The organism is Sedimentitalea todarodis, assembly GCF_032595355.1.
Lineage (GTDB): Bacteria > Pseudomonadota > Alphaproteobacteria > Rhodobacterales > Rhodobacteraceae > Sedimentitalea > Sedimentitalea todarodis.
This window is the reverse complement of sequence record NZ_JASMWN010000026.1, coordinates 19,198-41,631: the sequence shown is the minus strand read 5'-3', so window position 1 is coordinate 41,631 and position 22,434 is coordinate 19,198. Positions and strand designations below refer to the sequence as shown.

Annotated in this window: 21 protein-coding genes; 10 read left to right on the top strand and 11 right to left on the bottom strand. The window is 59.6% G+C overall.

Translation table 11 applies throughout. The features are described from left to right. Positions 1 to 130: 130 nt before the first annotated feature. Positions 131 to 1,282, bottom strand: coding sequence for a molecular chaperone DnaJ (dnaJ, locus tag QO231_RS22495; RefSeq protein ID WP_316781817.1), 1,152 nt, complete (start codon positions 1,280 to 1,282; stop codon positions 131 to 133). Between the two features lie 76 nt (positions 1,283 to 1,358). Continuing rightward, on the bottom strand, positions 1,359 to 3,266 hold the full coding sequence (gene dnaK / locus QO231_RS22490; protein WP_316781815.1) for a molecular chaperone DnaK: 1,908 nt from the start codon (positions 3,264 to 3,266) through the stop codon (positions 1,359 to 1,361). A 215-nt stretch (positions 3,267 to 3,481) separates the two neighbouring features. Here dnaK and QO231_RS22485 point away from each other — a divergent pair, with 215 nt between their 5' ends. Continuing rightward, entirely contained in the window at positions 3,482 to 4,084 is a 603-nt protein-coding gene (locus QO231_RS22485) for an alpha-ketoglutarate-dependent dioxygenase AlkB family protein (protein ID WP_316781814.1), read from the top strand. A gap of 112 nt (positions 4,085 to 4,196) precedes the next feature. On the opposite strand, the gene QO231_RS22480 is transcribed toward QO231_RS22485, so the two are convergent. After that, positions 4,197 to 5,018, bottom strand: a complete 822-nt coding sequence (locus tag QO231_RS22480; RefSeq protein ID WP_316781812.1) for an ABC transporter permease — start codon at positions 5,016 to 5,018, stop codon at positions 4,197 to 4,199. A gap of 116 nt (positions 5,019 to 5,134) precedes the next feature. Between QO231_RS22480 and cysQ the strand changes: the two genes are divergently transcribed. From cysQ to QO231_RS22440, 8 genes are all read left to right on the top strand, one after another. After that, positions 5,135 to 5,932 (top strand): 3'(2'),5'-bisphosphate nucleotidase CysQ, encoded by a 798-nt coding sequence (gene cysQ, locus QO231_RS22475; protein WP_316781810.1) that lies wholly within the window; start codon positions 5,135 to 5,137, stop codon positions 5,930 to 5,932. After that, entirely contained in the window at positions 5,932 to 6,732 is an 801-nt protein-coding gene (locus QO231_RS22470; protein ID WP_316781808.1) for a 3-deoxy-manno-octulosonate cytidylyltransferase, read from the top strand. Before cysQ ends, QO231_RS22470 begins: the two co-directional genes overlap by 1 nt. Positions 6,733 to 7,171: 439 nt before the next feature. Then, positions 7,172 to 8,065, top strand: a complete 894-nt coding sequence (galU, locus tag QO231_RS22465; protein WP_316781806.1) for a UTP--glucose-1-phosphate uridylyltransferase GalU — start codon at positions 7,172 to 7,174, stop codon at positions 8,063 to 8,065. A gap of 19 nt (positions 8,066 to 8,084) precedes the next feature. Then, entirely contained in the window at positions 8,085 to 9,068 is a 984-nt protein-coding gene (gene galE, locus QO231_RS22460; protein ID WP_316781803.1) for a UDP-glucose 4-epimerase GalE, read from the top strand. Between the two features lie 4 nt (positions 9,069 to 9,072). Further along, complete coding sequence (locus QO231_RS22455; RefSeq protein WP_316781801.1) at positions 9,073 to 10,101, top strand: glycosyltransferase family 2 protein; 1,029 nt, start codon at positions 9,073 to 9,075, stop codon at positions 10,099 to 10,101. Between the two features lie 189 nt (positions 10,102 to 10,290). After that, positions 10,291 to 11,277 carry a glycosyltransferase family 2 protein gene (locus tag QO231_RS22450; RefSeq protein ID WP_316781799.1) on the top strand — a complete coding sequence of 329 codons (987 nt, stop codon included), beginning with the start codon at positions 10,291 to 10,293 and terminating at the stop codon, positions 11,275 to 11,277. Beyond that, positions 11,274 to 12,968: a DUF5927 domain-containing protein gene (locus QO231_RS22445; RefSeq protein WP_316781797.1), complete on the top strand. Its 1,695-nt coding sequence runs from the start codon at positions 11,274 to 11,276 to the stop codon at positions 12,966 to 12,968. Before QO231_RS22450 ends, QO231_RS22445 begins: the two co-directional genes overlap by 4 nt. Positions 12,969 to 12,974: 6 nt before the next feature. Then, positions 12,975 to 14,411: a nodulation protein NodH gene (locus QO231_RS22440; protein WP_316781794.1), complete on the top strand. Its 1,437-nt coding sequence runs from the start codon at positions 12,975 to 12,977 to the stop codon at positions 14,409 to 14,411. On the opposite strand, the gene QO231_RS22435 is transcribed toward QO231_RS22440, so the two are convergent. The 7 genes from QO231_RS22435 to QO231_RS22405 form a co-directional block, all read right to left on the bottom strand. After that, on the bottom strand, positions 14,399 to 14,863 hold the full coding sequence (locus QO231_RS22435) for a PTS sugar transporter subunit IIA (RefSeq protein WP_316781793.1): 465 nt from the start codon (positions 14,861 to 14,863) through the stop codon (positions 14,399 to 14,401). The two genes, QO231_RS22440 and QO231_RS22435, sit on opposite strands and share 13 nt — an antisense overlap. Positions 14,864 to 14,916: 53 nt before the next feature. Continuing rightward, entirely contained in the window at positions 14,917 to 15,480 is a 564-nt protein-coding gene (gene hpf / locus QO231_RS22430; protein WP_316781791.1) for a ribosome hibernation-promoting factor, HPF/YfiA family, read from the bottom strand. A gap of 256 nt (positions 15,481 to 15,736) precedes the next feature. Further along, on the bottom strand, positions 15,737 to 16,495 hold the full coding sequence (gene lptB / locus QO231_RS22425) for an LPS export ABC transporter ATP-binding protein (RefSeq protein WP_316781789.1): 759 nt from the start codon (positions 16,493 to 16,495) through the stop codon (positions 15,737 to 15,739). After that, complete coding sequence (locus tag QO231_RS22420) at positions 16,492 to 16,932, bottom strand: LptA/OstA family protein (RefSeq protein ID WP_316781786.1); 441 nt, start codon at positions 16,930 to 16,932, stop codon at positions 16,492 to 16,494. The genes lptB and QO231_RS22420 overlap by 4 nt, the downstream gene beginning before the upstream one ends. Before the next feature lie 57 nt (positions 16,933 to 16,989). Next, positions 16,990 to 17,589, bottom strand: coding sequence for a hypothetical protein (locus tag QO231_RS22415; RefSeq protein WP_316781784.1), 600 nt, complete (start codon positions 17,587 to 17,589; stop codon positions 16,990 to 16,992). A gap of 13 nt (positions 17,590 to 17,602) precedes the next feature. Further along, positions 17,603 to 18,565 (bottom strand): KpsF/GutQ family sugar-phosphate isomerase, encoded by a 963-nt coding sequence (locus tag QO231_RS22410; RefSeq protein ID WP_316781782.1) that lies wholly within the window; start codon positions 18,563 to 18,565, stop codon positions 17,603 to 17,605. Next, positions 18,562 to 19,176 (bottom strand): ribonuclease D, encoded by a 615-nt coding sequence (locus QO231_RS22405; protein ID WP_316781780.1) that lies wholly within the window; start codon positions 19,174 to 19,176, stop codon positions 18,562 to 18,564. The genes QO231_RS22410 and QO231_RS22405 overlap by 4 nt, the downstream gene beginning before the upstream one ends. Before the next feature lie 151 nt (positions 19,177 to 19,327). Here QO231_RS22405 and QO231_RS22400 point away from each other — a divergent pair, with 151 nt between their 5' ends. Continuing rightward, positions 19,328 to 21,064, top strand: coding sequence for an acyl-CoA dehydrogenase (locus tag QO231_RS22400; protein ID WP_316781779.1), 1,737 nt, complete (start codon positions 19,328 to 19,330; stop codon positions 21,062 to 21,064). On the opposite strand, the gene QO231_RS22395 is transcribed toward QO231_RS22400, so the two are convergent. Further along, entirely contained in the window at positions 21,061 to 22,404 is a 1,344-nt protein-coding gene (locus tag QO231_RS22395) for a FliI/YscN family ATPase (RefSeq protein WP_316781778.1), read from the bottom strand. The genes QO231_RS22400 and QO231_RS22395 overlap by 4 nt on opposite strands. Positions 22,405 to 22,434: the final 30 nt, after the last annotated feature.

Sequence of the window (22,434 nt, the reverse complement as noted above, 5' to 3'; positions counted from 1 at the left end):
ATTTTTGGTTAAGCACAGCTGGCAGCGGCGCGGTGAGGCACGCGCAGATATCGAAACGACAAAGGGCGCCAACAACAGGGTTGGCGCCCTTTACCAAGAATGCTCAGCCGCCGCTCGGCAGGAACCGCGATTAGCCCTTCATGCCATCCCAGAAGGATTTGACGGAGGAAAAGAACGATTTTGATTCGGGGTTGTTGTCCTCGCTGAGATCCTCGAATTCGCGCAACAGTTCTTTCTGGCGGCTGGTCAGATTCACCGGTGTCTCCACCGCCAGTTCGATGAACATGTCGCCCGTTCCGCCGCCGCGCAACGCAGGCATACCCTTGCTGCGCAGGCGCATCTGGCGGCCGGACTGGCTGCCCGCGGGGATCTGGACGCGGCCGCGTCCACCGTCGATTGTGGGCACTTCGATGGCACCGCCGAGGGCCGCCTTGGACATGCTGACCGGTACGCGGCAATAGAGGTTGGTGCCGTCACGCTCGAAGAGTTCGTGGGCCTGCACTTCGACAAAGATGTAGAGATCGCCCGGCGGCCCACCACGCATCCCTGCTTCGCCTTCGCCGGCCAGGCGAATGCGGGTTCCCGTCTCGACTCCGGCGGGAATGTTGACGTTCAGTGCGCGGTCCTTTTCGACCCGGCCCTGACCGCCGCAGGATTTGCAGGGGTTCTTGATGATCTGCCCCAGACCGGAACACGTCGGGCAGGTACGTTCGACGGTGAAGAAGCCCTGTTGCGCGCGCACCTTGCCCATGCCCGAACAGGTCGGACAGGTCGAGGGTTCGGCACCGCCTTCGGCTCCATTACCTTCACAGGCCGAGCAGGCGACGGCGGTGGGCACATTGATCGTTTTCTGGAGACCCGAATAGGCGTCTTCCATCGTGATGCGCAGGTTGTAGCGCAGATCGGCACCGCGCGCCGCGCGCCGGCCACCGCCACCACGTTGTCCGCCCATGAAATCGCCGAAAAGGTCATCAAAAACGTCGGAAAATGCCGAAGAGAAATCTCCTCCACCAAAGCCCTGCCCCGGTCGCTGGCCGCCTCCGCCGCCCATACCGCCTTCGAAAGCAGCATGACCAAAGCGGTCATACGCAGCTTTCTTTTCGGCGTCCTTGAGGATTTCGTAAGCCTCGTTGGCTTCCTTGAATTGGCTTTCCGCCTCAGGGTTGTCCGAGTTCCGGTCGGGATGCAGCTCCTTGGCCTTCTTGCGATAGCCCTTCTTGATCTCGTCGGACGAAGCGCCTTTGGACACGCCAAGCACGTCATAAAAGTCGCGTTTTGACATTCTGTTGTCCTCCTGTCTGAACGTCAGAGGGCCGGCGCCGTGATCGGGCCGGCCCGTCCAGGTTCAAACGAGCGCCTTAGGCGCGCTTGTTATCGTCCAGATCTTCGAACTCGGCATCGACGATATCGTCATCTGCCGGGCCCGCATCGGCGGCTGTCGGTTCTTCTTCAGCCTCCTGGCTGGCCTTGTAGATCGCCTCGCCCAGTTTCATCGCCGCCTCGGTCACATTCTGGATGCCCGACTTGATCTTGTCGGCATTTTCGGTTTCCAACTCGTCCTTGAGCGCGGCAATTGCCAGTTCGATCGCTTCGACAGTGGTCGGGTCGACCTTGTCGGAATGCTCTTCCACCGACTTTTCGGTCGAATGGATGAGGCTTTCTGCCTGGTTCTTGGCCTCGATCAGTTCCCGACGTTCCTTGTCTGCCTCGGCGTTTTCCTCGGCGTCCTTGACCATCTTTTCGATATCCGCGTCGGACAGGCCGCCCGATGCCTGGATCGTGATCTTCTGTTCCTTGCCGGTGCCCTTGTCCATGGCGCCAACCGACACGATGCCATTGGCGTCGATGTCGAAGGTCACTTCGATCTGGGGCATGCCACGCGGTGCGGGCGGAATGTTCTCAAGGTTGAACTGGCCAAGGATCTTGTTGTCCTGTGCCATTTCGCGTTCGCCCTGGAATACCCGGATGGTCACGGCGTTCTGGTTGTCCTCGGCGGTCGAGAAAATCTGCGACTTCTTGGTCGGGATCGTTGTGTTGCGGTCGATCAGACGGGTGAATACGCCACCCAACGTTTCGATGCCCAGCGACAGCGGTGTCACGTCGAGCAGAACCACGTCCTTCACGTCACCTTGCAGAACGCCGGCCTGAATCGCGGCCCCCATGGCGACGACTTCGTCCGGGTTCACACCCTTGTGCGGCTCCTTGCCGAAGAACTTGGTGACTTCCTCGACAACTTTTGGCATCCGGGTCATGCCGCCGACCAGCACGATTTCGTCCACGTCGCCTGCAGACATGCCGGCGTCTTTCAGAGCCGCCTGACAAGGTTTCAGCGACGCCTTGATCAGGTCGCCAACGAGGCTTTCGAGCTTGGCGCGGGTCAGTTTCATGACCATGTGCAGCGGCTGGCCGCCCTTGGGATCCATCGAGATGAACGGCTGGTTGATCTCGGTCTGGCTCGAGCTGGACAGTTCGATCTTGGCCTTTTCGGCAGCTTCCTTGAGACGCTGCAGAGCCATCTTGTCCTTGGTCAGGTCGACGCCGTTTTCCTTTTTGAACTCGCCCGCCAGGTAGTTGACGATGCGCATGTCAAAATCTTCACCACCCAGGAACGTGTCGCCATTGGTCGATTTCACTTCGAACAGGCCATCGTCGATTTCCAGGATGGTCACGTCGAACGTACCACCGCCAAGGTCATAGACCGCGATGGTGTGGGTGTTTTCCTTGTCCAGACCATAGGCCAGCGCAGCAGCAGTCGGCTCGTTGATGATCCGCAGCACTTCGAGACCGGCGATCTTGCCGGCATCCTTGGTGGCCTGACGCTGGGCATCGTTGAAATAGGCCGGGACGGTGATGACGGCCTGCGTCACCTCCTCGCCGAGATAGGATTCGGCGGTTTCCTTCATCTTGCCGAGGATGAAGGCCGAGATTTGGCTCGGGCTGTATTTCTCGCCTTTGGCCTCGACCCACGCGTCTCCGTTTCCGCCGTCGATCACGTTGAACGGCAGGTTCTTCTTGTCCTTGGCGAGATCTGTATCGTCATTGCGGCGACCGATCAGGCGCTTGACTCCGAAAATCGTGTTGTCCGGGTTGGTGACGGCCTGACGCTTGGCAGGTTGACCGACCAGCCGTTCATCATCCGTAAAGGCGACAATGGATGGGGTCGTGCGGGCGCCCTCGGCGTTTTCAATAACGCGGGGCTGGCTGCCGTCCATGATGGCCACGCAGCTGTTGGTGGTGCCCAGGTCGATTCCGATTACTTTGCTCATTTTTTTGATCCCTAGCTGTTTCAAGGCGATGACCCGAGGCCTGAACCCTTTATGGCATCCCGACCCCGATTGAGTTGCGCGATAGCGGGTCCCGCCATAGCGCGTCTCGGCGTATATAGGGAGCAGCAATGCAGCCTGCAACCGTCGTTGCATGTCTGAATTCACGAATCTTTGCGGAATTTTGATCGGGTTTGTTAAGGATTGGAGAACAGCCGATGACCTGTCTTGAAATTCGCGGGTTTCAGATATGGAAGGACAATCTGGATGTGGCCGAACAGAAGGTCCTTGTCGCGGCTGTGCGGCGGCTCGTCAAAGTGGCGCCGTTGCGTCAACCGGATACGCCGTACGGCCGGCCAATGTCGGTGCGGATGACCTCGGCCGGCACCTTTGGTTGGCATTCGGATCGGCGTGGATATCGATACACGTCAAGACATCCAGATGGCATGGAGTGGCCCGCGATCCCGCAAGAGATTCTGGCGATCTGGGATCGTGTGACCGGGCTGGCGCGGCGTCCTGATTGCTGTCTTGTCAACTGGTATGACGAAGGGGCCCGAATGGGGTTGCACCAGGATCGGGACGAAGCGGACTTTACCTGGCCGGTGGTTTCGATATCGTTAGGAGATGACGGGCTTTTTCGCATTGGAAATCAAACCCGGGGCGGTACGACCGAGTCGGTCTGGCTGGCATCGGGCGACGTCGTCGTTATGGGCGGCGGAGCACGGCTGACCTATCATGGTATCGACCGGATTCGGTTTGGGTCGTCCCGGTTGCTGTCGCAAGGCGGGCGATTGAACCTGACGCTCCGTGTTGTGACCTAGAGCGTTTCGGGGTGTCTAATGTTGTGCGGATCGCCTGTGTTGACGAGGGGCGCTGCCCCTCAAACGCCCCGGAATATTTGACCAAAGATGAAAGGGCGGCGATTGGGCAGGGTCAGCGCCGGGCTGACCAGCTGACTGAAACGTGGCGGCGGGTATAAAATTCCCCCATGAGGCCAATCACGATAAAGACCACTCCGAGCCACCACGCATAGTGCCAGTTGCTGAAATGCGGGTTGTAGTTGATGAACACGAAACCGCGCGCCTGATCGATCGCGTGGAACAGCGGGTTCCAGTCAAACATTGCAAGCATGTAGCCCGGCAGCGTGTTGGCCAGGAACATCTTGCCCGACGCGATCATGTTGGCGCGCTGATAGATCGTCACCATGATACCGACCGCCAGCGGAAACCACGGCCTGAGAACCAGGAACAACAGACCGACCCCGCAGCCGGTAAACCAGGCCAGCAGCAGCATGCCAAAGGCCGCGGCTGGCTGATCGATTTCGATCGGCGTGAACCCGATGTGGTAAACGAGCAGAATGAGAAACATCGACAGCGTCTGAACATAAAGCGAGCCCAGCGCCGCTGCCGAGATGGTAACGATGGTGTTCATCGGCGCGTGCTGCATCATCGCCGAATTCGGGCCTTCAGCACTGGCCACTGCGCCGACCGCCTTGGTGTGACAGATGAACAGGAAGATGCCTGACATGACATAGAGGAGAAAGTCGCCGCGGACAGCCGAGCCGCGGAGCCCGAGCACGATGAACATGAAGTAGAACACCAGTACGAACACCACGATCTGCACCATGTTCAGCAGGATCGCGACAAGCGCGTTGTTGTGCCGCTTGCGTACGCTGCGCGCGACCGCATGGTAAATCAGTTCGGCGATTTGCGCGGCGCCGGCGAGCCGTGTTTGACGTCTGGGCTGTACGAACATTGACCTGTGATCCTGTGACGCTGGCAAACCTGACACGGAAATCTTGCCGAACCGTTGCCGCCGCATCATAAGGGGTCGGCAATCGCTAATCAACAAAACGGATCGGAGTGAACCGAGTGACCCATGAAGAGCTGATCCCCGTCATCCGCCGACTGTCCATCGAGGCCGGCACCAAGATCATGGAGATCTACAATTCGGATGATTTTGAGATAAAGGTCAAATCCGATGACAGCCCGGTGACCGCAGCCGACGAGGCCGCCGACGCCATCATCTCGGCAGGGCTGCGCGCCGCGTTTCCCGATATGATGCTGGTGACAGAAGAGCAAGCCGATAGCCACAGCGAAAAAGGTGACACCTTTCTGATCGTCGATCCGCTGGATGGCACCAAGGAGTTCATCCATCGTCGTGGTGACTTTACCGTGAACATTGCGCTCGTCGAGAAGGGTGTGCCGACGCGCGGCGTGGTCTATGCACCGGCCAAGGGCCGCATGTTCTATACGAAGGCCAACGGACAGGCGGTCGAAGAAACCGGCGATCTGAGCCCGGAGACCATTGGCCCGATCCGCCCGATCACTGTCGCAACGTCTGACAACAATGCGCTGATGGTCGTGGCGAGCAAATCGCACCGTGATCAGGCCACTGACGACTATATCAACAAGTACAAGGTGCAGGACATGAAGAGCGCCGGATCGTCGCTGAAATTCTGTCTGGTGGCGACGGGCGAGGCCGATCTCTACCCACGCGTGGGGCGCACGATGGAATGGGACACGGCCGCCGGTCACGCTGTCTTGCAGGGTGCCGGCGGCAAGGTCGTGCGCTTTGACGACCATTCACCGCTGACCTATGGCAAGGATGGTTATGCCAACCCCTTCTTTATCGCCTACGCACCCGGCGTTGAGCTGAAGAGCGCCTGATGGCGGTTCTGGTCGCCATCCCCGCACGCTATGCCTCGTCCAGGTATCCGGGCAAACCTCTGGTGCCGCTGACAGGGGCAGGTGGTAGGTCGCGGACCTTGATCGAGCGGTCCTGGCTGGCGGCGCAGGCGGTTGACGGGGTGGATCGTGTCGTGGTGGCGACGGATGATGATCGCATCCGTGACGCCTGCGAGGGATTTGGCGCCGAAGTCGTCATGACGTCTTCGGATTGTTTCAACGGAACGGAGCGCTGTGCCGTGGCGCACGAGGCCCTTGGTGGCGGGTATGAGATCGTCGTCAATCTTCAGGGCGATGCGCCGCTGACACCACATTGGTTCATCGAAGACCTCGTAACCGGGCTGCGCGCGGCACCCGACGCAGGTGTGGCGACGCCGGTCCTGCGCTGCGATGGGGCGGCGCTGAACGGATTTCTTGCGGATCGCAAGGCGGGACGGGTCGGTGGCACAACAGCGGTTTTTGCCGCCGACAAAACCGCGATGTATTTTTCAAAGGAAGTTGTCCCCTTCACCTCGCAAACCTATGCCGACGATGCCGAAACACCCGTGTTTCATCACGTCGGGGTCTACGCCTACCGGCCGGACGCGCTCGCGGCCTACCCCACCTGGCCCACAGGGCCGCTTGAACGCCTGGAGGGGCTTGAACAGCTTCGGTTCATGGAAAATGGGCGCAAGGTCTTGTGCGTGGAGGTGGAGGCCCGGGGCCGGCAATTCTGGGAACTTAACAATCCAGAAGACGTGACGCGATTGGAAACAATGATGAAACAAATGGGCCTGCAATGACCATCTGTTCACATCAAACTAGATGCCGAGGATGGCGATTCTGACGTGGGCGCGGCGATCTCGTGTGTCAGATGCCCGCTCGACTCCGGGTTTGGCAACATGCCGCCCGGTTGTGGCGGATTGTTTGCGATCGCCCCGAAAGCAACCTAAAGTGGACTCAATGAGACCGATTGTTCAGTCCCGAGCAGAAATCGGTTTGGCAGCATGACAGGAGTTGGCGATTTTTCCCCTTTTGACGCTCTGCTATTACATATGTTGTAAGGCAGGCGGTTGTAGGTCGCTTAAGAACGGCATACCGAACCAAGAGAGCATGAATCAGCGATGGCTTCAGGTGTTTGGTAAAACCGGGATGGAGTGCATGTGACACCAGGTTCGAGCCATGTACTATGGCACAGGTGGTGCATTCCAAGTGTAGAAATTTTTGATTTGAGAGAAACCCATGGGCAAGAAAGTAACGAAGGCAATTTTTCCCGTCGCGGGAATGGGGACGCGGTTCCTTCCGGCAACCAAATCAGTGCCAAAAGAAATCATGACGCTGGTCGACCGTCCGTTGGTCCAATACGCCATTGACGAGGCGCGCGCTGCGGGGATCAAGGAATTCATCTTTGTGACGTCCAAGGGCAAGGGTGCTCTGGAAGATTACTTCGATCATTCTCCCATTCTTGAACAAGAGCTGCGTCGGAAGGGGAAAACCGAACTTCTGGAAGTTCTCAAGGCGACCAACATGGAAAGCGGCGCAATTGCATATATTCGCCAGCACCGGGCGTTGGGATTGGGTCACGCGGTCTGGTGCGCGCGGCGGCTGATTGCGAATGAACCCTTTGCGGTCATCCTGCCCGATGACGTGATCGCGGCTGAAACGCCCTGCCTGCAGCAGATGGTAGAGGCCCACGAAGAAACTGGCGGTAACATGGTTGCCGCGATGGAGGTTCCTCCCGAAGCGGCATCTTCCTACGGCGTGCTGGATCTAGAAGAGGACATGGGTTCGATCGTCAAGGTGCGCGGCATGATCGAAAAGCCCAAGCCGACCGAGGCACCGTCGAACCTTGCAGTGATCGGTCGCTATATTCTCAGCCCGTCGATCCTGCGCAACCTGAACAAGATGAAAGAAGGCGCCGGTGGCGAAATCCAGTTGACCGACGCGATTGCACAGGACATCGGCACCGAAAATCCGGTCTATGGGTTCCGTTTCCGGGGGCAGCGGTTCGATTGCGGCTCCAAGGCTGGCTTTCTGCAAGCGACCGTGGCGTTCGCCCTAGAGCGTGACGACCTGCGCGATGATCTTTCGCGGTATTTGCGCGACGTGGTGCAATTGGACAAAGCAGCCGAATAGGGCTGCGCGTGGATCAAACATGATTTCCGTTCTGGTGACCGGCGGTGCCGGCTATATCGGGTCACACGCCTGCAAGGCATTGAGGGCCGCGGGCTATACGCCGGTGACATTCGACAATCTGGAGACCGGCTGGCAAGACGCGGTCAAATTCGGCCCGTTTGAAGAGGGCGAGCTGCTGGATCGGGCACGGCTGGATGAGGTGTTCGCCACCCACAAGCCCGTGGCTGTCATGCATTTCGCCGCACTCAGCCAGGTTGGCAAGGCGATGAGCCAGCCGGGCCGCTACTGGCGCAACAATGTCCAGGGATCACTGACCCTGATCGAGGCAGCCGTGGCGGCGGGCTGTCTGGATTTCGTGTTCTCATCCACCTGTGCCACCTATGGTGAGCATGACAATGTCGTGCTTGACGAAGACACGCCACAGATGCCGCTCAACGCCTATGGCGCGTCCAAGCGTGCGATCGAGGATATTCTGCGCGATTTCGAGGCGGCCCACGGATTGCGCCATGTGATCTTCCGGTATTTCAACGTCGCCGGAGCGGACCCCGACGGAGAAGTGGGAGAACATCATCGCCCCGAAACCCACCTGGTTCCGCTGATGCTCGAGGCGATAGACGGCAAACGCGATGCGTTGACCGTGTTCGGTACGGATTATGACACGCCCGACGGCACCTGTATCCGCGACTATGTGCATGTCAGCGACCTGGTGGATGCTCATGTTCTGGGGCTCAAATGGCTGAAGGACGGCAGGGGCAGCAAGGTTTTCAACCTGGGCACAGGCACAGGCTTCTCCGTGCGTGAAGTGATCGACCATTCCCGCACCGTTACCAATCGCGAGGTGCCGCATGTCATCGGGCCCCGTCGTGCTGGGGATGCGACCAAGCTGGTGTCAGGCTCTGTTCGGGCCGAACGGGAACTCGGCTGGAAACCGGCACGGTCCGATCTGCGCACGATGATCGCGGATGCCTGGCGTTGGCATGAGACGGGTCATTACGACAAGTGACCGCATGAGCGGCGACAGCGCCCAGATCAGCGCCTATGCAGCCTATCGCCTGCGGTGGAGGCGACGAGGTCTGTTATGGCGCTCGTTTCGCAGTCGCCGCCAATTGCGCCCCGTCAAGAATCGTACGGCAGGGATCAGACCTGGCGCCATCCTGGCATTCAGCACCATCCGAAACGAGATCGAGCGCATGCCCTGGTTTCTTGACCATCACCGGAAATTGGGGGTCGACCATTTTCTGATCGTCGAGAATGACAGCGACGATGGCACTGACAGGTATCTCGCCGCGCAGGCGGACGTCTCGCTCTGGACCACCGATCGGAGCTATCGCGATGCCCGCTTCGGATTGGACTGGGTGACATGGCTTCAGATGCGCTACGCGCATGATCATTGGTCCCTGATGGTCGATACCGACGAAATGCTGATCTATGCCCAGCATGAAACACGCCCCCTGCAAGAGTTGACCCGCTGGCTCGAGGCACAGGGTCACAGCGTTTTCGGTGCGCTGATGCTCGATCTGTATCCAAAGGGGCCGCTGGACAGCCAGCAATACGAGTCGGGCGACGACCCGATCTCGGTTCTGCCATGGTTTGATCCCGGACCCTACCGGGTTCAACGACAGCACCCGCTCGGAAACTTGTGGGTGCAGGGCGGTGCGCGCGAGCGCGTGTTCTTTGCCAACAACCCGCAACGATCCCCCACGCTGAACAAGATACCGCTGGTGCGATGGTCGCGCAGATACGCCTATGTCAATTCATGCCATTCGATGTTGCCGCGCCCCTTGAACTTTGGCTATGAAGGGCCCGGCGCGGATGCCCCGTCCGGTGTCCTGCTACACACCAAATTCCTGCCCCAGTCGGTAAAGCGCGCCACGATCGAAAAGGCCCGTGGTCAGCATTTTCATGCGCCGGACTCGTTTGCAGACTACTATGACGATGTCGCTGCGGGGCCGGATATGTGGTCACCAGAATCCATCCGATACGAAGGCTGGCGGCAACTCGAAAGGCTGGGTTTGATGCGCACCGCAGGCTGGTAGCGGCGGCATACGTTTCAAATAGGTAACAATTTTAACAAAGCTCCCCGTAAGTTTTTGAAAATTCTTTGATATGGATAACCAAACGGTGACTATGCGTCAGGTACTTCGGAACCGACAACAGTCAAACGGATAAAACGCGTCGTTCAATCAGGGACTGGCCACGACATGAGCCTGTGGAGTTCTTATCGTATGAGACTGCGGCGCCGGCGCCGGCTGTTTCGCTGCCTTCGCAAGTCCCGCGAATTGTCGTCGGTACAGGACAACACGGCGGCCATCCGCCCCGACGACATCCTCTTGTTCAGCACCTTTCGCAACGAAGGCGCAAGGCTGCCCTACTTTCTGAAATATTACCGTGATCTGGGTGTCGATCACTTCCTGTTCGTTGACAATGACAGCGACGATGACACCCGCGACCTGATTGCAGAGCAACCGGATATCTCCGTCTGGCATACCACGAGCAGTTACAAGACGTCGAACTTCGGAACCGACTGGGTGAATTATCTCTTGCGAACCTATGGGCACGGGCATTGGACCCTGGTCGTGGATCCGGACGAGTTCTTTGTCTATCCCTTCTGCGATACCCGCCCCCTGCGCGCATTGACCGACTGGCTTGCGGCCTCTTCGGTGAAGTCCTTTGGCGCGATGTTGCTCGATATGTATCCGCAGGGTCGGCTGGATGCGCAGCATTACGAGCCCGGCCAGAACCCGATGGAAATCGCGGCATGGTTCGACAGCGGCAACTATACGCTGAAACGAAACCCCGAATTGGGCAACCTCTGGATTCAGGGCGGTCCGCGAAGTCGTATGTTCTTTGCCGACAATCCGGAAAAGGCCCCCGCCCTGAACAAGATACCCCTGGTAAACTGGGATCGGCGGTATACCTACGTCAGTTCGACACATATGTTGCTGCCCCGCGGGCTCAACCTTGTCTACGACGAGACCGGAGGCGAAAAGGCAAGCGGTGTCTTGCTGCATGCCAAATTCCTGGACAATTTCTCGGCAAAGGCATCAGAGGAACTGACCCGCAAGCAACACTTTTATGGCTCGGTGGAGTATCGCGCCTATCTGGACAAGCTCGAAGACGGTGCGGGGCCGTGGAACGAGTGGAGCGAAAAGTACATCAACTGGCGGCAAATCGAGATTCTGGGATTGATGTCCAAGGGTAACTGGGCATGAGCGTTGGTATCGCCATGCTGGTTCATACGGCGTTGGACCGGGTTGAACAGGTGGCCCGGCACTGGGCGGCGGCGGGCTGTCCGGTCGCGCTGCATGTGGATCTGAACGTACCCCAGGATGCTTATGACAGGCTTGAAGCGGCTCTGGCCGATCAGCCGATGATCCGTTTCTGCAAACGGCACCGGTGCGAGTGGGGCCGTTGGGGGATCGTCGCCGCGTCGCAATCGGCCTCCGAACTTTTGCTCGCAACCTTTGATGACATTCATCATGTCTACCTCGTGTCGGGGTCCTGCGTTCCACTGCGCCCGGTGCATGAACTGGTTGACTATCTGGCCGAGCGCCGCCGCACCGACTTTATAGAAAGCGCGACGACGGCCGATGTGCCCTGGGCCAAGGGCGGCCTTCAACAGGAGCGTTTCACCTTGCGGTTTCCCTTTTCGTGGAAACGCCAACGCGCTCTGTTTGACTTCTATGTGCGGTTTCAGCGCCGTCTGGGCCTCAAGAGGACAATCCCCGACGGATTGGTGCCACATATGGGCAGCCAATGGTGGTGCCTGACGCGCCAGACTCTTTCGGCGATCCTTCAGGATCCGAACCGCACCCGGTATGACCGCTATTTCCGCAGGGTCTGGATTCCGGATGAAAGCTATTACCAGACGCTTGCCAGACGATTTTCAAGCAACATCGAGAGCCGCTCTCTGACCCTCTCCAAGTTTGACCATCAGGGAAAACCGCATGTCTTCTATGACGACCATCTGCAGCTGCTTCGCAGGTCCCACTGCTTTGTGGGACGCAAGATCTGGCCACATGCAAACCGGCTGTACGCGGCGTTTCTGAACAACACCGGGGCGATGAACCAGGCAGAACCAAATCCCGCCAAAATTGACCGTGTGTTTGCCCGTGCCGTCGAACAGCGGACACGAGGACGTCCGGGCCTGTACATGCAGAGCCGAATGCCGCGACCGGGCGCTGCCAATGCGCCGACATCGAACCCGTATTCGGTGTTCCAGGGGTTTGCCGACCTGTTTTGCAACTTCGAGGATTGGCTCGCCAGAACCTCGGGGACACAGGTGCATGGTCGCCTGTTTGCACCCGATCGGGTGGAATTCGCGGGGCGGGCATCGTTGGTCAATGGCGGGCTCAGCGACAGCGCGGCCAAGCGTGACTACGCGCCCGAGACCTTTGTCACCAGCCTCATCTGGAACACGCGGGGCGAGCGGCAGTGTTTCCAGTATGGCCCTGCCGACAAACAGAGCGCGGCCGGCTTCATTGCGCGTGATCCGAATGCCCAGATATCAGTCATTGCCGGCGCCTGGGCGATCCCACTGTTTCATTCCAACCGCAATTTCGCCGACCTTCGCAAGCGCGCGGCAAAGCTGCAAAAGATCGAGACCGAGCAACTGAAGTTGCTGAGATCGGGAGAGGCCAAGGCGCAAACGCGGATCTGGTCACTGGCGGAGTTCGTGGACTCTCCGATGGAGGCATTGCAGGAAATCGTCGACGAGATCGGACAGACCAACAGCCGCATTCTGACGGAAGCACCGACAATGGCCGATCTGGCAGGCTTTGGCCAATTCCTGCAAAATCTGAAGAACCAGGGGATGCATCCGCATCTCATGGGTGATTTCCCGCTGGATGAACCACAAGTCGTACTGCCAAAACGACCAAGCAAACCCTACCTGGTTCAATAGATCAGGATGACAGGAAAGTTTGACTATTTCGTTCTGTTTGCCGAGATGCGGACTGGGTCCAACTTTCTGGAGGCGAATCTGAATATCCTCGCCGATGTCCAATGTCATGGCGAGGCGTTCAATCCCAATTTCATCGGCTACCCCAAACGCACGGAACTGATGGGCATGACGCGGGCGGATCGCGAAGACTCGCCCGAAAAGCTGGTCGCCGCCATTCAGTCGGCACCCGGTAGGCTGAACGGATTTCGGTATTTTCACGACCATGATGCTCGAGTATTCGAGCCGGTCATCGACGATCCGCGCTGCGCAAAAATCGTGCTGACCCGCAATCCGCTGGACAGCTATGTTTCATGGAAGATCGCGGCAGATACCGGACAGTGGAAGCTGACAGACGTCAAGCGCCGCAAGGAGGCTATGACCCATTTCGACCCGGCCGAGTTTGCCCGGTACATGGGCGCGATACAGACTTTTCAGGCAAGAATCCTGAACCGCCTTCAAACCAGCGGCCAGACCGCCTTCTACCTGGCCTACGAGGATCTGCGAGATATCGACGTGCTGAACGGTCTGGCCAAATGGCTGGGGGCAAAGGACCGTCTCAAGAAACTGGACCAGAGCCTGAAGCCACAGAACCCCACTGCGCCTATCGAACGTGTTGATAATCCGGCCGAGATGGAACAGGCGCTGGAGAAATTCGACCGGTTCAACCTGTCCCGCACGCCGAATTTCGAGCCACGCCGGGGACCGGCTGTGCCAAGCTATGTCGCCGCGGCCAACGCGCCCCTGCTGTTCATGCCAATTCCCGGCGGACCACAACCAGAGATTGAGAGATGGCTCGCTGCGCTGGATGATGTTTCGGCGGATTCGCTGGAAACAGGCATGAACCAAAAGCGTCTGCGCCAATGGATGCGGGCGCACCCGAACCACCGCTGTTTCACGGTGTTGCGCCATCCGCTGGCCCGCGCGCATTCAGTATTCTGTTCGGCCATCCTGTCAGACGGACCCGATGCCGAACCAAAGATGCGCGAGGGGCTGGAGCGTCAGTTCAAGCTGAAACTCCCTCGCGATCTGCACGCGGCACCGGTGGACGGGCATCGCCACGCCTTTTCTGTCTTTCTCGATTTTGCGAGGGCCAATATCGCCGGGCAAACGGCTCTCGGTCCGCAGGCCGCGCTGTGCAGCCAATCCAGCGCACTCTCCGGGTTTGGAGAATTCGCGCTGCCGGATCTTGCCCTGCGAGAGGAGGAGCTGCCGCGTATGTTGCCACTGCTGGCAGAGCTTGCCGGATACAGGTCCAGCCCGGAACTGCCCGTGCAAGAGGCGGATGCCCCGTTCTCGCTGTCAGAAATCTACGATGAGGACCTGGAGAAGAAAGCCGCGCAGGTCTACCGGCGCGACTATCTGCTTTTTGGCTTTGGATCTTGGCGCGCGCTTCAGGCCGCCTGAACCGACTGCGCCTCTGACAGCAGCGCGTAAAGCGTCGTAGCGTCCAGATTGGCCCGCAGTTTCGAACACAAGGAAGGTTCGCGCAGCGTGCGCGAAACCAATGCCAAGGCCTTCAGGTGTTCAACGCCTGCGTCTTCGGGCGCAAAAAGGGCAAAGGCAATGTCAACCGGCTGGCGGTCCACCGCGCCGAAATCTATCGGCTTTTCCAGCATCACGAAAGCGCCCACAACCTTAATCAACCCTTCCATTCGCGCATGCGGCAGCGCGACGCCATGGCCCACGCCCGTGGGGCCAAGGTTCTCGCGTTCCAACAGGGCGTTCACAGTCACAGAAGCGTCCAGCCCATAGGCACTATGAGCCACGTCGCCGATCTCCTGGAACAATCGCTTCTTGCTGGAAGCGGCCGAGAAGACCTTGACGGCCTCAGGCTTGAGGATGCTGGTCAAGTCCATGTCTTACTGTCTCCGCTTGGGCGCTGCGGCGCGCACAGGGTAAATCGCTCAGGTCAGGGATCTATCCAGCCGATATTGCCGTCTTCGCGGCGATACACGACATTCAGCCCTTCCTTGCCTTCGTTGCGAAAGATCAGCACCGGTGCGCCGGCCAGTTCCATCTGCATCACCGCTTCTCCCACAGACAACGACGGTATCTGGGTTTCCATTTCGGCAACAATGATCGGCTGGAGCGTGTCGGGTTCGGCATCCTCGGCCTGTTCTTTCGAGGCGAGGATATAAGAGGAGGCGCCGAAGAGTTCAACCGGTTGCGATCGGTCGCGGTGATGATCCTTCAACCTCCGCTTGTATCGGCGCAGCTGCTTCTCCAATTTCTCGGAACAGGCCTCAAATGCCGCATAAATCTCGTGGGCATGTGCCTTTGCGGTCGCGTTCAGGCCGGTCGACAGGTGAACCGTTGCTTCGCAGACATACTCGCTCGCTGAGCGGGAAAAGATGACGTTGGCTCCGGTCGGCCGTTCGGCGTATTTCTCAACCACCGTATTCAGGTCCGTCTTGACATGTGTTTGCAAGGCCTCGCCGATGTCGATCTGTTTTCCGCTGATTTGGTAACGCATATGTTCTCCTTCTCTGTTTCAACCGGCAATGCGGCACAAGAACGGCCGCACAGAAGTCAGGTCCGGTTGAGGGGGGTTGGCAATCTGTCTTGCTGTTGAGTTCGCTTTGCACCTTCTAGGAAGGGCGGATCAAAAACTGCATCAAACTGGAGTTTTGCCATGACACCATTTGAGGCGACAGTCGGGGTCGGTGTCAATGCAAAGCCGCGTCAATAATGTCGGAAATTGCGCTTGGCAGAGCAAAAGCGTTGCCACGTCAGTAGATTCTGAAGTTTTCGCCCAGATACACGCGACGCACGTTTTCGTTTTCCACGACTTCGGCGGGCGTGCCCGACATCAAGACCTGGCCATCATGCAGGATATAGGCGCGGTCAACGATCTCCAGCGTCTCACGCACGTTGTGGTCGGTGATGAGCACACCGATTCCCCGCTTCTTCAGGTCGGCGACCAGGTGGCGAATGTCACCGACGGAAATCGGGTCAACGCCTGCAAAAGGTTCATCAAGCAGCAGGTATTTGGGATTTGCGGCCAAACAGCGTGCGATCTCGACCCGTCGGCGCTCGCCGCCCGACAGCGCCAGTGCCGGGGCACGCCGCAAGTGTTCGATCGAAAAGTCCGACAGCAGTTCTTCGAGCCGCTCGCGGCGCTTGTGGTGATGCGTAACCGTGATGTCGAGTACGGCAGAGATGTTGTCTTCGACGCTGAGGCCGCGAAAGATCGACATTTCCTGTGGCAAGTACCCGATACCAAGCCGCGCGCGCCGATACATTGGCAACCCGGTTACGACCTGGCCGTCAATCGCGACGCTGCCGGCTTCGGGTATGACCAGCCCGGCAATCGCGTAGAACGTCGTGGTCTTGCCCGACCCGTTCGGCCCCAACAGTGCAGCAACCTCGCCGCGATTGACGGCCATCGTCACGTCGCGAATGACGAGTTTCTTGCGATAGGACTTGCGCAACCGCTCGATCCGCAGGCCCGATTCCCCGTCGGTGACGGTCAGTTCGGGCGCGCTCATTCCGATTTGTCCGGTTGTAGAATGGTCTTGACCCGTCCAACCATGTTGGCCGTGCCAGTGGTCAGGTTCACGGTCATCTTTTCCGAAGTCAGCGCATTGGTCCCCTGCGTCAGCAGCACGTCGCCCGTCATCACCACGACACCGCTGTTGATCGAATAGTCGGCCCGCTCGGCGCTCGCGGCGTCGGGGCCATTGACAAGAACCACATCACCGACCGCCTCGAGCCGCTCGACCCCGCCTGTTGCCTCTGCGTAGATCACCAGAACCCGCCGTGCGGACAGGCGCATCTCTCCCTGCCCCACCAGCACGTTCCCCTTGAACTCGGCCGAGCCATCAGCCTGGTTGACGTCGAGCGTATCGGACGTCACCTCGACGGGCAGGGTCGGATCGGCCTTGATCGTGCCGAACGCAACCTGGGTACCCTGTGTCTGAGCCATCGTGGCGCCCGGGGCGAGCACGACGCACAAAAGAAGGGCAGCAATACGGTTCACTCGTTATCTTTCTGACTGTTTCGGGTCGTATATCAGCTTTACGCCGTTCTTGAAAAGCATGTGCACATCACCCTCACCGCTTTTTGCTGAAAACTCCATGTTTCCGGCGGTGAAGTCGCCCATCGGGCCAGACCCGGTCACCGTACCCGGCGTGTTCCCCTCGATATCGTCAAGCGCGGTGTTCATCATCTCCGTCAGCACCACCAGGCCGGTTGACGTTTCGATGCGAACATTGCCCTCGAATGTCGCGATATCGCCAACAGGGTTGAGCGAACCCGCATCCGAGCGCAGCTTAATCAGCTGACCGCCAGCAAGCTTGAGGCGGGCGCTCAGATTGTCCGCATCACCGGGCGTCGTATCGTTTCCCGGGCGGGCGCTGTCCGCTGTCACGATGATCTCTTCACCCTTGGTGGTCGTACCGGAAAAAACCGGCCTGGTGACCTGCTGGCCCTTGGTGCGGGCCGAGACATCCGCTTCGGAGAACGGAATTACGGCCACTTGATCCTGGCTGCGCGACAGCAGGAACAGCGTCGCAAGGATTGCCAGCGCCGAGAGGGGCAAGAGCACCCTCAGAAAGGCAACCGTGCGCGAATATCGATCCACCGATACCTCCGGCTCAGCCCAGGCCAACGCGCAGGCAGTCATGAATATGCAAGAGCCCAAGCGGTTTCGCCGGCCTATCGGGATCGACCACGAACAGACAGGTGATCTTGCGGTGATTCATGACGGCCACCGCCTCTTCGGCAAGGGCATCAGGGCCGATCACGGTCGGATCTGCGGTCATGACCTCGCCCGCCGTATGGGAAAGCAGCCCTTCCATCTTGCGACGCAAATCGCCATCCGTGATGATCCCCGCAAGGGTTCCGTCATCGCTTCGGACACCGGCGACCCCAAACCCCTTCTGGCTGATCTCGATCAGCGTATCGCTCATCGGGGCATTGGCATCGACCAAAGGCAGTGCGTCGCCCTTGTGCATCAGGTCGCGCACCTTGGACAGGCGTGCACCCAGCTTGCCGCCGGGATGGAACTCGCGGAAATGTTCGGGCGTGAAGGCGCGATGCTCCATCAAGGCAATGGCCAGCGCATCGCCCAGCGCCAGTGTCATGGTTGTCGAGGTGGTTGGAACAATCCCCGTTCCGCACGCCTCTTCCGCCGTCGGCAGGACCAGCGCCACGTCGGATTGGCGCAGCAATGTCGAATTCTGGCGGCTGGCGACACCAATCAGTGGAATTCCGAAGCGGCGGGTATAGGCTACCAGATCGGCAAGTTCCGGCGTTTCACCCGAGTTCGACAGGACCAGAACGACATCGCCCTGCGCCATCATCCCAAGGTCTCCATGACTGGCCTCGGCCGGATGTACGAAATGGGCGGGCGTTCCGGTGCTGGCAAAGGTCGCGGCAATCTTGCGCGCGATATGGCCAGACTTGCCCATGCCGCTGATGATGACGCGCCCTTTTGCACCCAACAACAACTCGACGGCCCGGTCGAAGTCTTCATTCAGGCTCTGCTCAAGCAGGGTCAGCGCTTCGGCCTCGATGCGGATGACCCGGCGGGCCGTGGTGTGGAATGTGCTGCTCATGAGTGGGCAAAGATGTCGGTTTCGGGCCAGCCTGCAAGGTCCAGCCGCGACCGTGTCGGCAAGAAGTCAAAGCACGCTAGCGCCAAGTCGCTGCGCCCTTCACGCGCCAAGCGCTTGTTCAGTTCCTCGCGCAGCCGGTGCAGGTGCAGGACATCGGATGCGGCATACTCAAGCTGGGCCGCCGTCAGGTCCGTTGCGCCCCAGTCGCTCATTTGCTGCTGTTTCGAAATATCCACGCCGATCAGCTCTTGTGTCAGGTTCCTCAGACCGTGCCGATCGGTATAGGTGCGGATCAGCCGCGAGGCGATCTTGGTGCAATAGACCGGCGCAGCGAGCGCACCAAAGGCGTGGTACATCGCAGCAATGTCAAAACGCCCGAAATGGAAGAGTTTCAACACCTTGGAGTCTTCCAGCATGGCGCAGAGATTCGGGGCTTCGGTCTGCCCCTTGGCGACCTGAACGATATGGGCATCTCCATCGCCACCCGACATCTGAATGACGCAAAGGCGGTCCCGATGCGGGTTCAGCCCCATGGTCTCGCAATCGATGGCGACCACCGGCCCCAAGTCAAGCCCGTCGGGCAGGTCGGTCTGATAGAGATGGTTGGCCAAGCTGAAGTCCTTTGAATTACCACATGTGCTTTCTGGCCGAGATAGGTGGTTTGCGGTGTAAACTCAACTGCCGCAGGGTCATACGCGGCAACAACTGGCCCAAAGGCAGGGTCTTCCGCTAGGGTGACTTCATCAGGGATGGAGGAAACGGATGCGCGCCTATGATCGTGAAGACCTGCAGTTTCAACTGTGGGACGTCGCCGGCCTGTCCGATGTGATCGCGAAGACCGATCTTGATCGGGAAACGGTGAATGGCATTCTGGACACCGCAGACCAGATCGCGGCCGATTTCTTTCTGCCGATCGGGCGCGAAATCGACGAGCAGGAACCAGCGTTCATCGACGGTCGGGCGGTGCTGCCCGACGTGGTGAAGCCAGCAGTGGATGCGTATGTCGATGCCGGGTTCATAGCTGCCGGGTTCTCGCCGGAACACGGTGGTATGGGCCTGCCCGAGACGGTGCATCAGGCGGCGGCCTTTGTCTTTGCGGCATCAAACGTGTCGCTGTCCGGTTATGGGTTTCTGACTGTCGGCGCGGGTCGTTTGATCCAGAGCTTCGGGACCGAAGAACAGAAACGCACCTGGCTCGCACCCATGGTCGAGGGGCGTTTTTTTGGCACCATGTGCCTGAGCGAACCGCAGGCAGGTTCGTCCCTGTCCGACATCACCACCCGCGCCGAACCGATGGACGATGGCCGCTATCGGATCAGCGGACGCAAGATGTGGATATCTGGTGGCGAGCATGGCCTGAGCGAGAACATCGTGCATCTGGTCCTGGCCAAGATTCCGGGCGGGCCGCCGGGTGTCAAAGGCATCTCGCTGTTCATCGTGCCCAAGCTGCGCATCGATGGCAGCCGCAATGACGTGGTGCTGGCAGGTCTCAACCACAAGATGGGATATCGCGCGACCACCAATTGCGCGTTGAATTTCGGGGACTCCGGTGAATGTTCGGGTGAATTGCTCGGCGAGCCACACATGGGGCTTTCCTATATGTTCCAGATGATGAACGAGGCGCGGATCGGTGTGGGCATGGGGGCCACGGCACTTGGTCAGGCAGGGTATCAAGCATCGCTTGCTTATGCGCGCGAACGCCCGCAGGGCCGCGCACCGGGCAGCAAGGATCCAACGGCCCGGCAGGTCGCCATTATCGAACATGCAGACGTGCGGCGCTTGCTGCTGGCGCAAAAGGCAAGCGTCGAGCCTGCGCTGGCTCTCGCTATTCTCTGCGCGACGCTGGTTGACCGTGAACGTCAGGGCGACTGTACGGTCGGCAGCCTGCTTGGCATGCTGACCCCGATCGCGAAATCCTGGGCTTCGGAATTCTGTCTGGAGGCGAACAAGCATGCCATCCAGGTCCTCGGAGGCGCAGGATATACCCGCGACTACCCGGTCGAACGCTATTACCGTGATAACCGGCTGAACCCGATCCACGAGGGCACGCACGGCATTCAGGGCATGGATCTCTTGGGGCGCAAGGTTCTGATTGATGGTGGCGCAGGATTCGCCGCAGTCACGGCCGCGATCCGCGAGGATATCGCCAGCGCCGGAGAGTCAGACCTCGCCGAACCGCTGGAACAGGCGGTGCGCCGGTTGGAACAGGTGACCCGCCATCTGGCCGGGCAAGTTTCCGAGAACCCGGACAAGGGGCTGGCAAACGCGACGCTTTACCTCGACTGTTTCGGCCATGTGGTCATGGGGTGGATGTGGCTACGGATCACGCTAGCTGCCATTCGGGTCGCTGCTCGTGACGGAGACAGCGATTTTCTGCGCGGCAAGCATCAGGCCGCACGCTATTTCTATCAGCGCGAACTGGTGCGAACACAGGGCTGGTCGCAAACGCTGATGTCCGATGAGGCCAGCGCCTATGACATGCAGGACGGGTGGTATTAGGGCGCGCGACCGCCGCCCGGCCCCTGGGCCCGGCGCAGGATGAGCCCCAGCCTGTCAAAGCTGTTGCGCACGCCGTCCGGTTCAGGCTTGGCAAAGAATGCGTCCAGTTCAGGCCAGACCTTCACCGCCTGATCCAGCACAGGATCGGCACCTTCGGCATAGAGGCCGGCCTTGATCATGACCTCGGATTGTTCATAGGTTCCAAGCAGTTTGCGCACCTCGCCTATGATTTCGTTCTCGGCCTCGCTTGCCGCATCCGGCAGGCTGCGCGACACCGATTTTCCGACATCGATCGCCGGGAAACGCCCGCGTTCGGCAATCTCGCGGTTCAGAACGATATGCCCATCCAGCACCCCGCGCATGATGTCGGCCACCGGTTCATCCATGTCCGACCCCGCGACCAGAACGCTGAAGACAGCGGTAATGTGCCCCTGCCCCAGTTTGCCCGGCCCTGCCCGCTCGCAGAGCGCCGTGATCAGCGGTGTGACCGAAGGGGGAAAGCCACGCAAGGCCGGCGCTTCGCCCCCCGCAACCGCAATTTCGCGATGCGCTTCGGCAAATCGTGTCACCGAATCGGCGAGAAACAGGACATTCCGGCCCTGGTCACGGAAATGCTCTGCAACCGACATCGCCGCCCAGGCACAGCGGCGCCGCGTCAACGCGGATTGATCCGAGGTCGCGGCCACAACCACGGCCCGTTTCATCCCTTCGGGACCCAGCACCCGGTCGACAAAATCGTTGACCTCGCGCCCCCGTTCACCGATCAGCGCGATGACCACAATATCGCTGGCCATGTGGCACGCCAACTGCGCCAGCAGCCGTGACTTGCCAACGCCAGAGCCCGCGAACAAGCCAACCCTCTGGCCTTCGACAATCGGCAGCATGGTGTTCAAAACGGACAGCCCGGTCCCGACGCGCGCGCCCAGGGGCAGCCGGTCTACCGCCGGCGGGGGCGCGGCCATGATGTTGCGTGCATCGCTCCCCCGCAACAGCGGCTTGCCATCCAAAGGCGCGCCATAGGGATCGACAACGCGACCGACCCAATGATCTCCGGGCGCAAAGGCCGGCATCGGGTACAGAATCGCGCGATCCCCGATTGCGACCCCGTCGGCAGCGCTGTCAGGCAGCATGTAAACAATATCCTGGTCAATCTGCAGAACCTCTCCGGCAAGTTCAGGACCCGGACGCCGACGCAACGCCAGATGATCGCCGATATGCGCCACATCCGCCAGGCCCGCGATTTGCACCGCTCCGCCTCGGACCCCGACAACCCGTCCGACCGGACGCGCGAGTTCGGCATCTGCAAATGACTCGCCCAGCAATTTCAGATCAATCGTCACGTTGCGATCTCTTTTTGTTCTCCGACAACG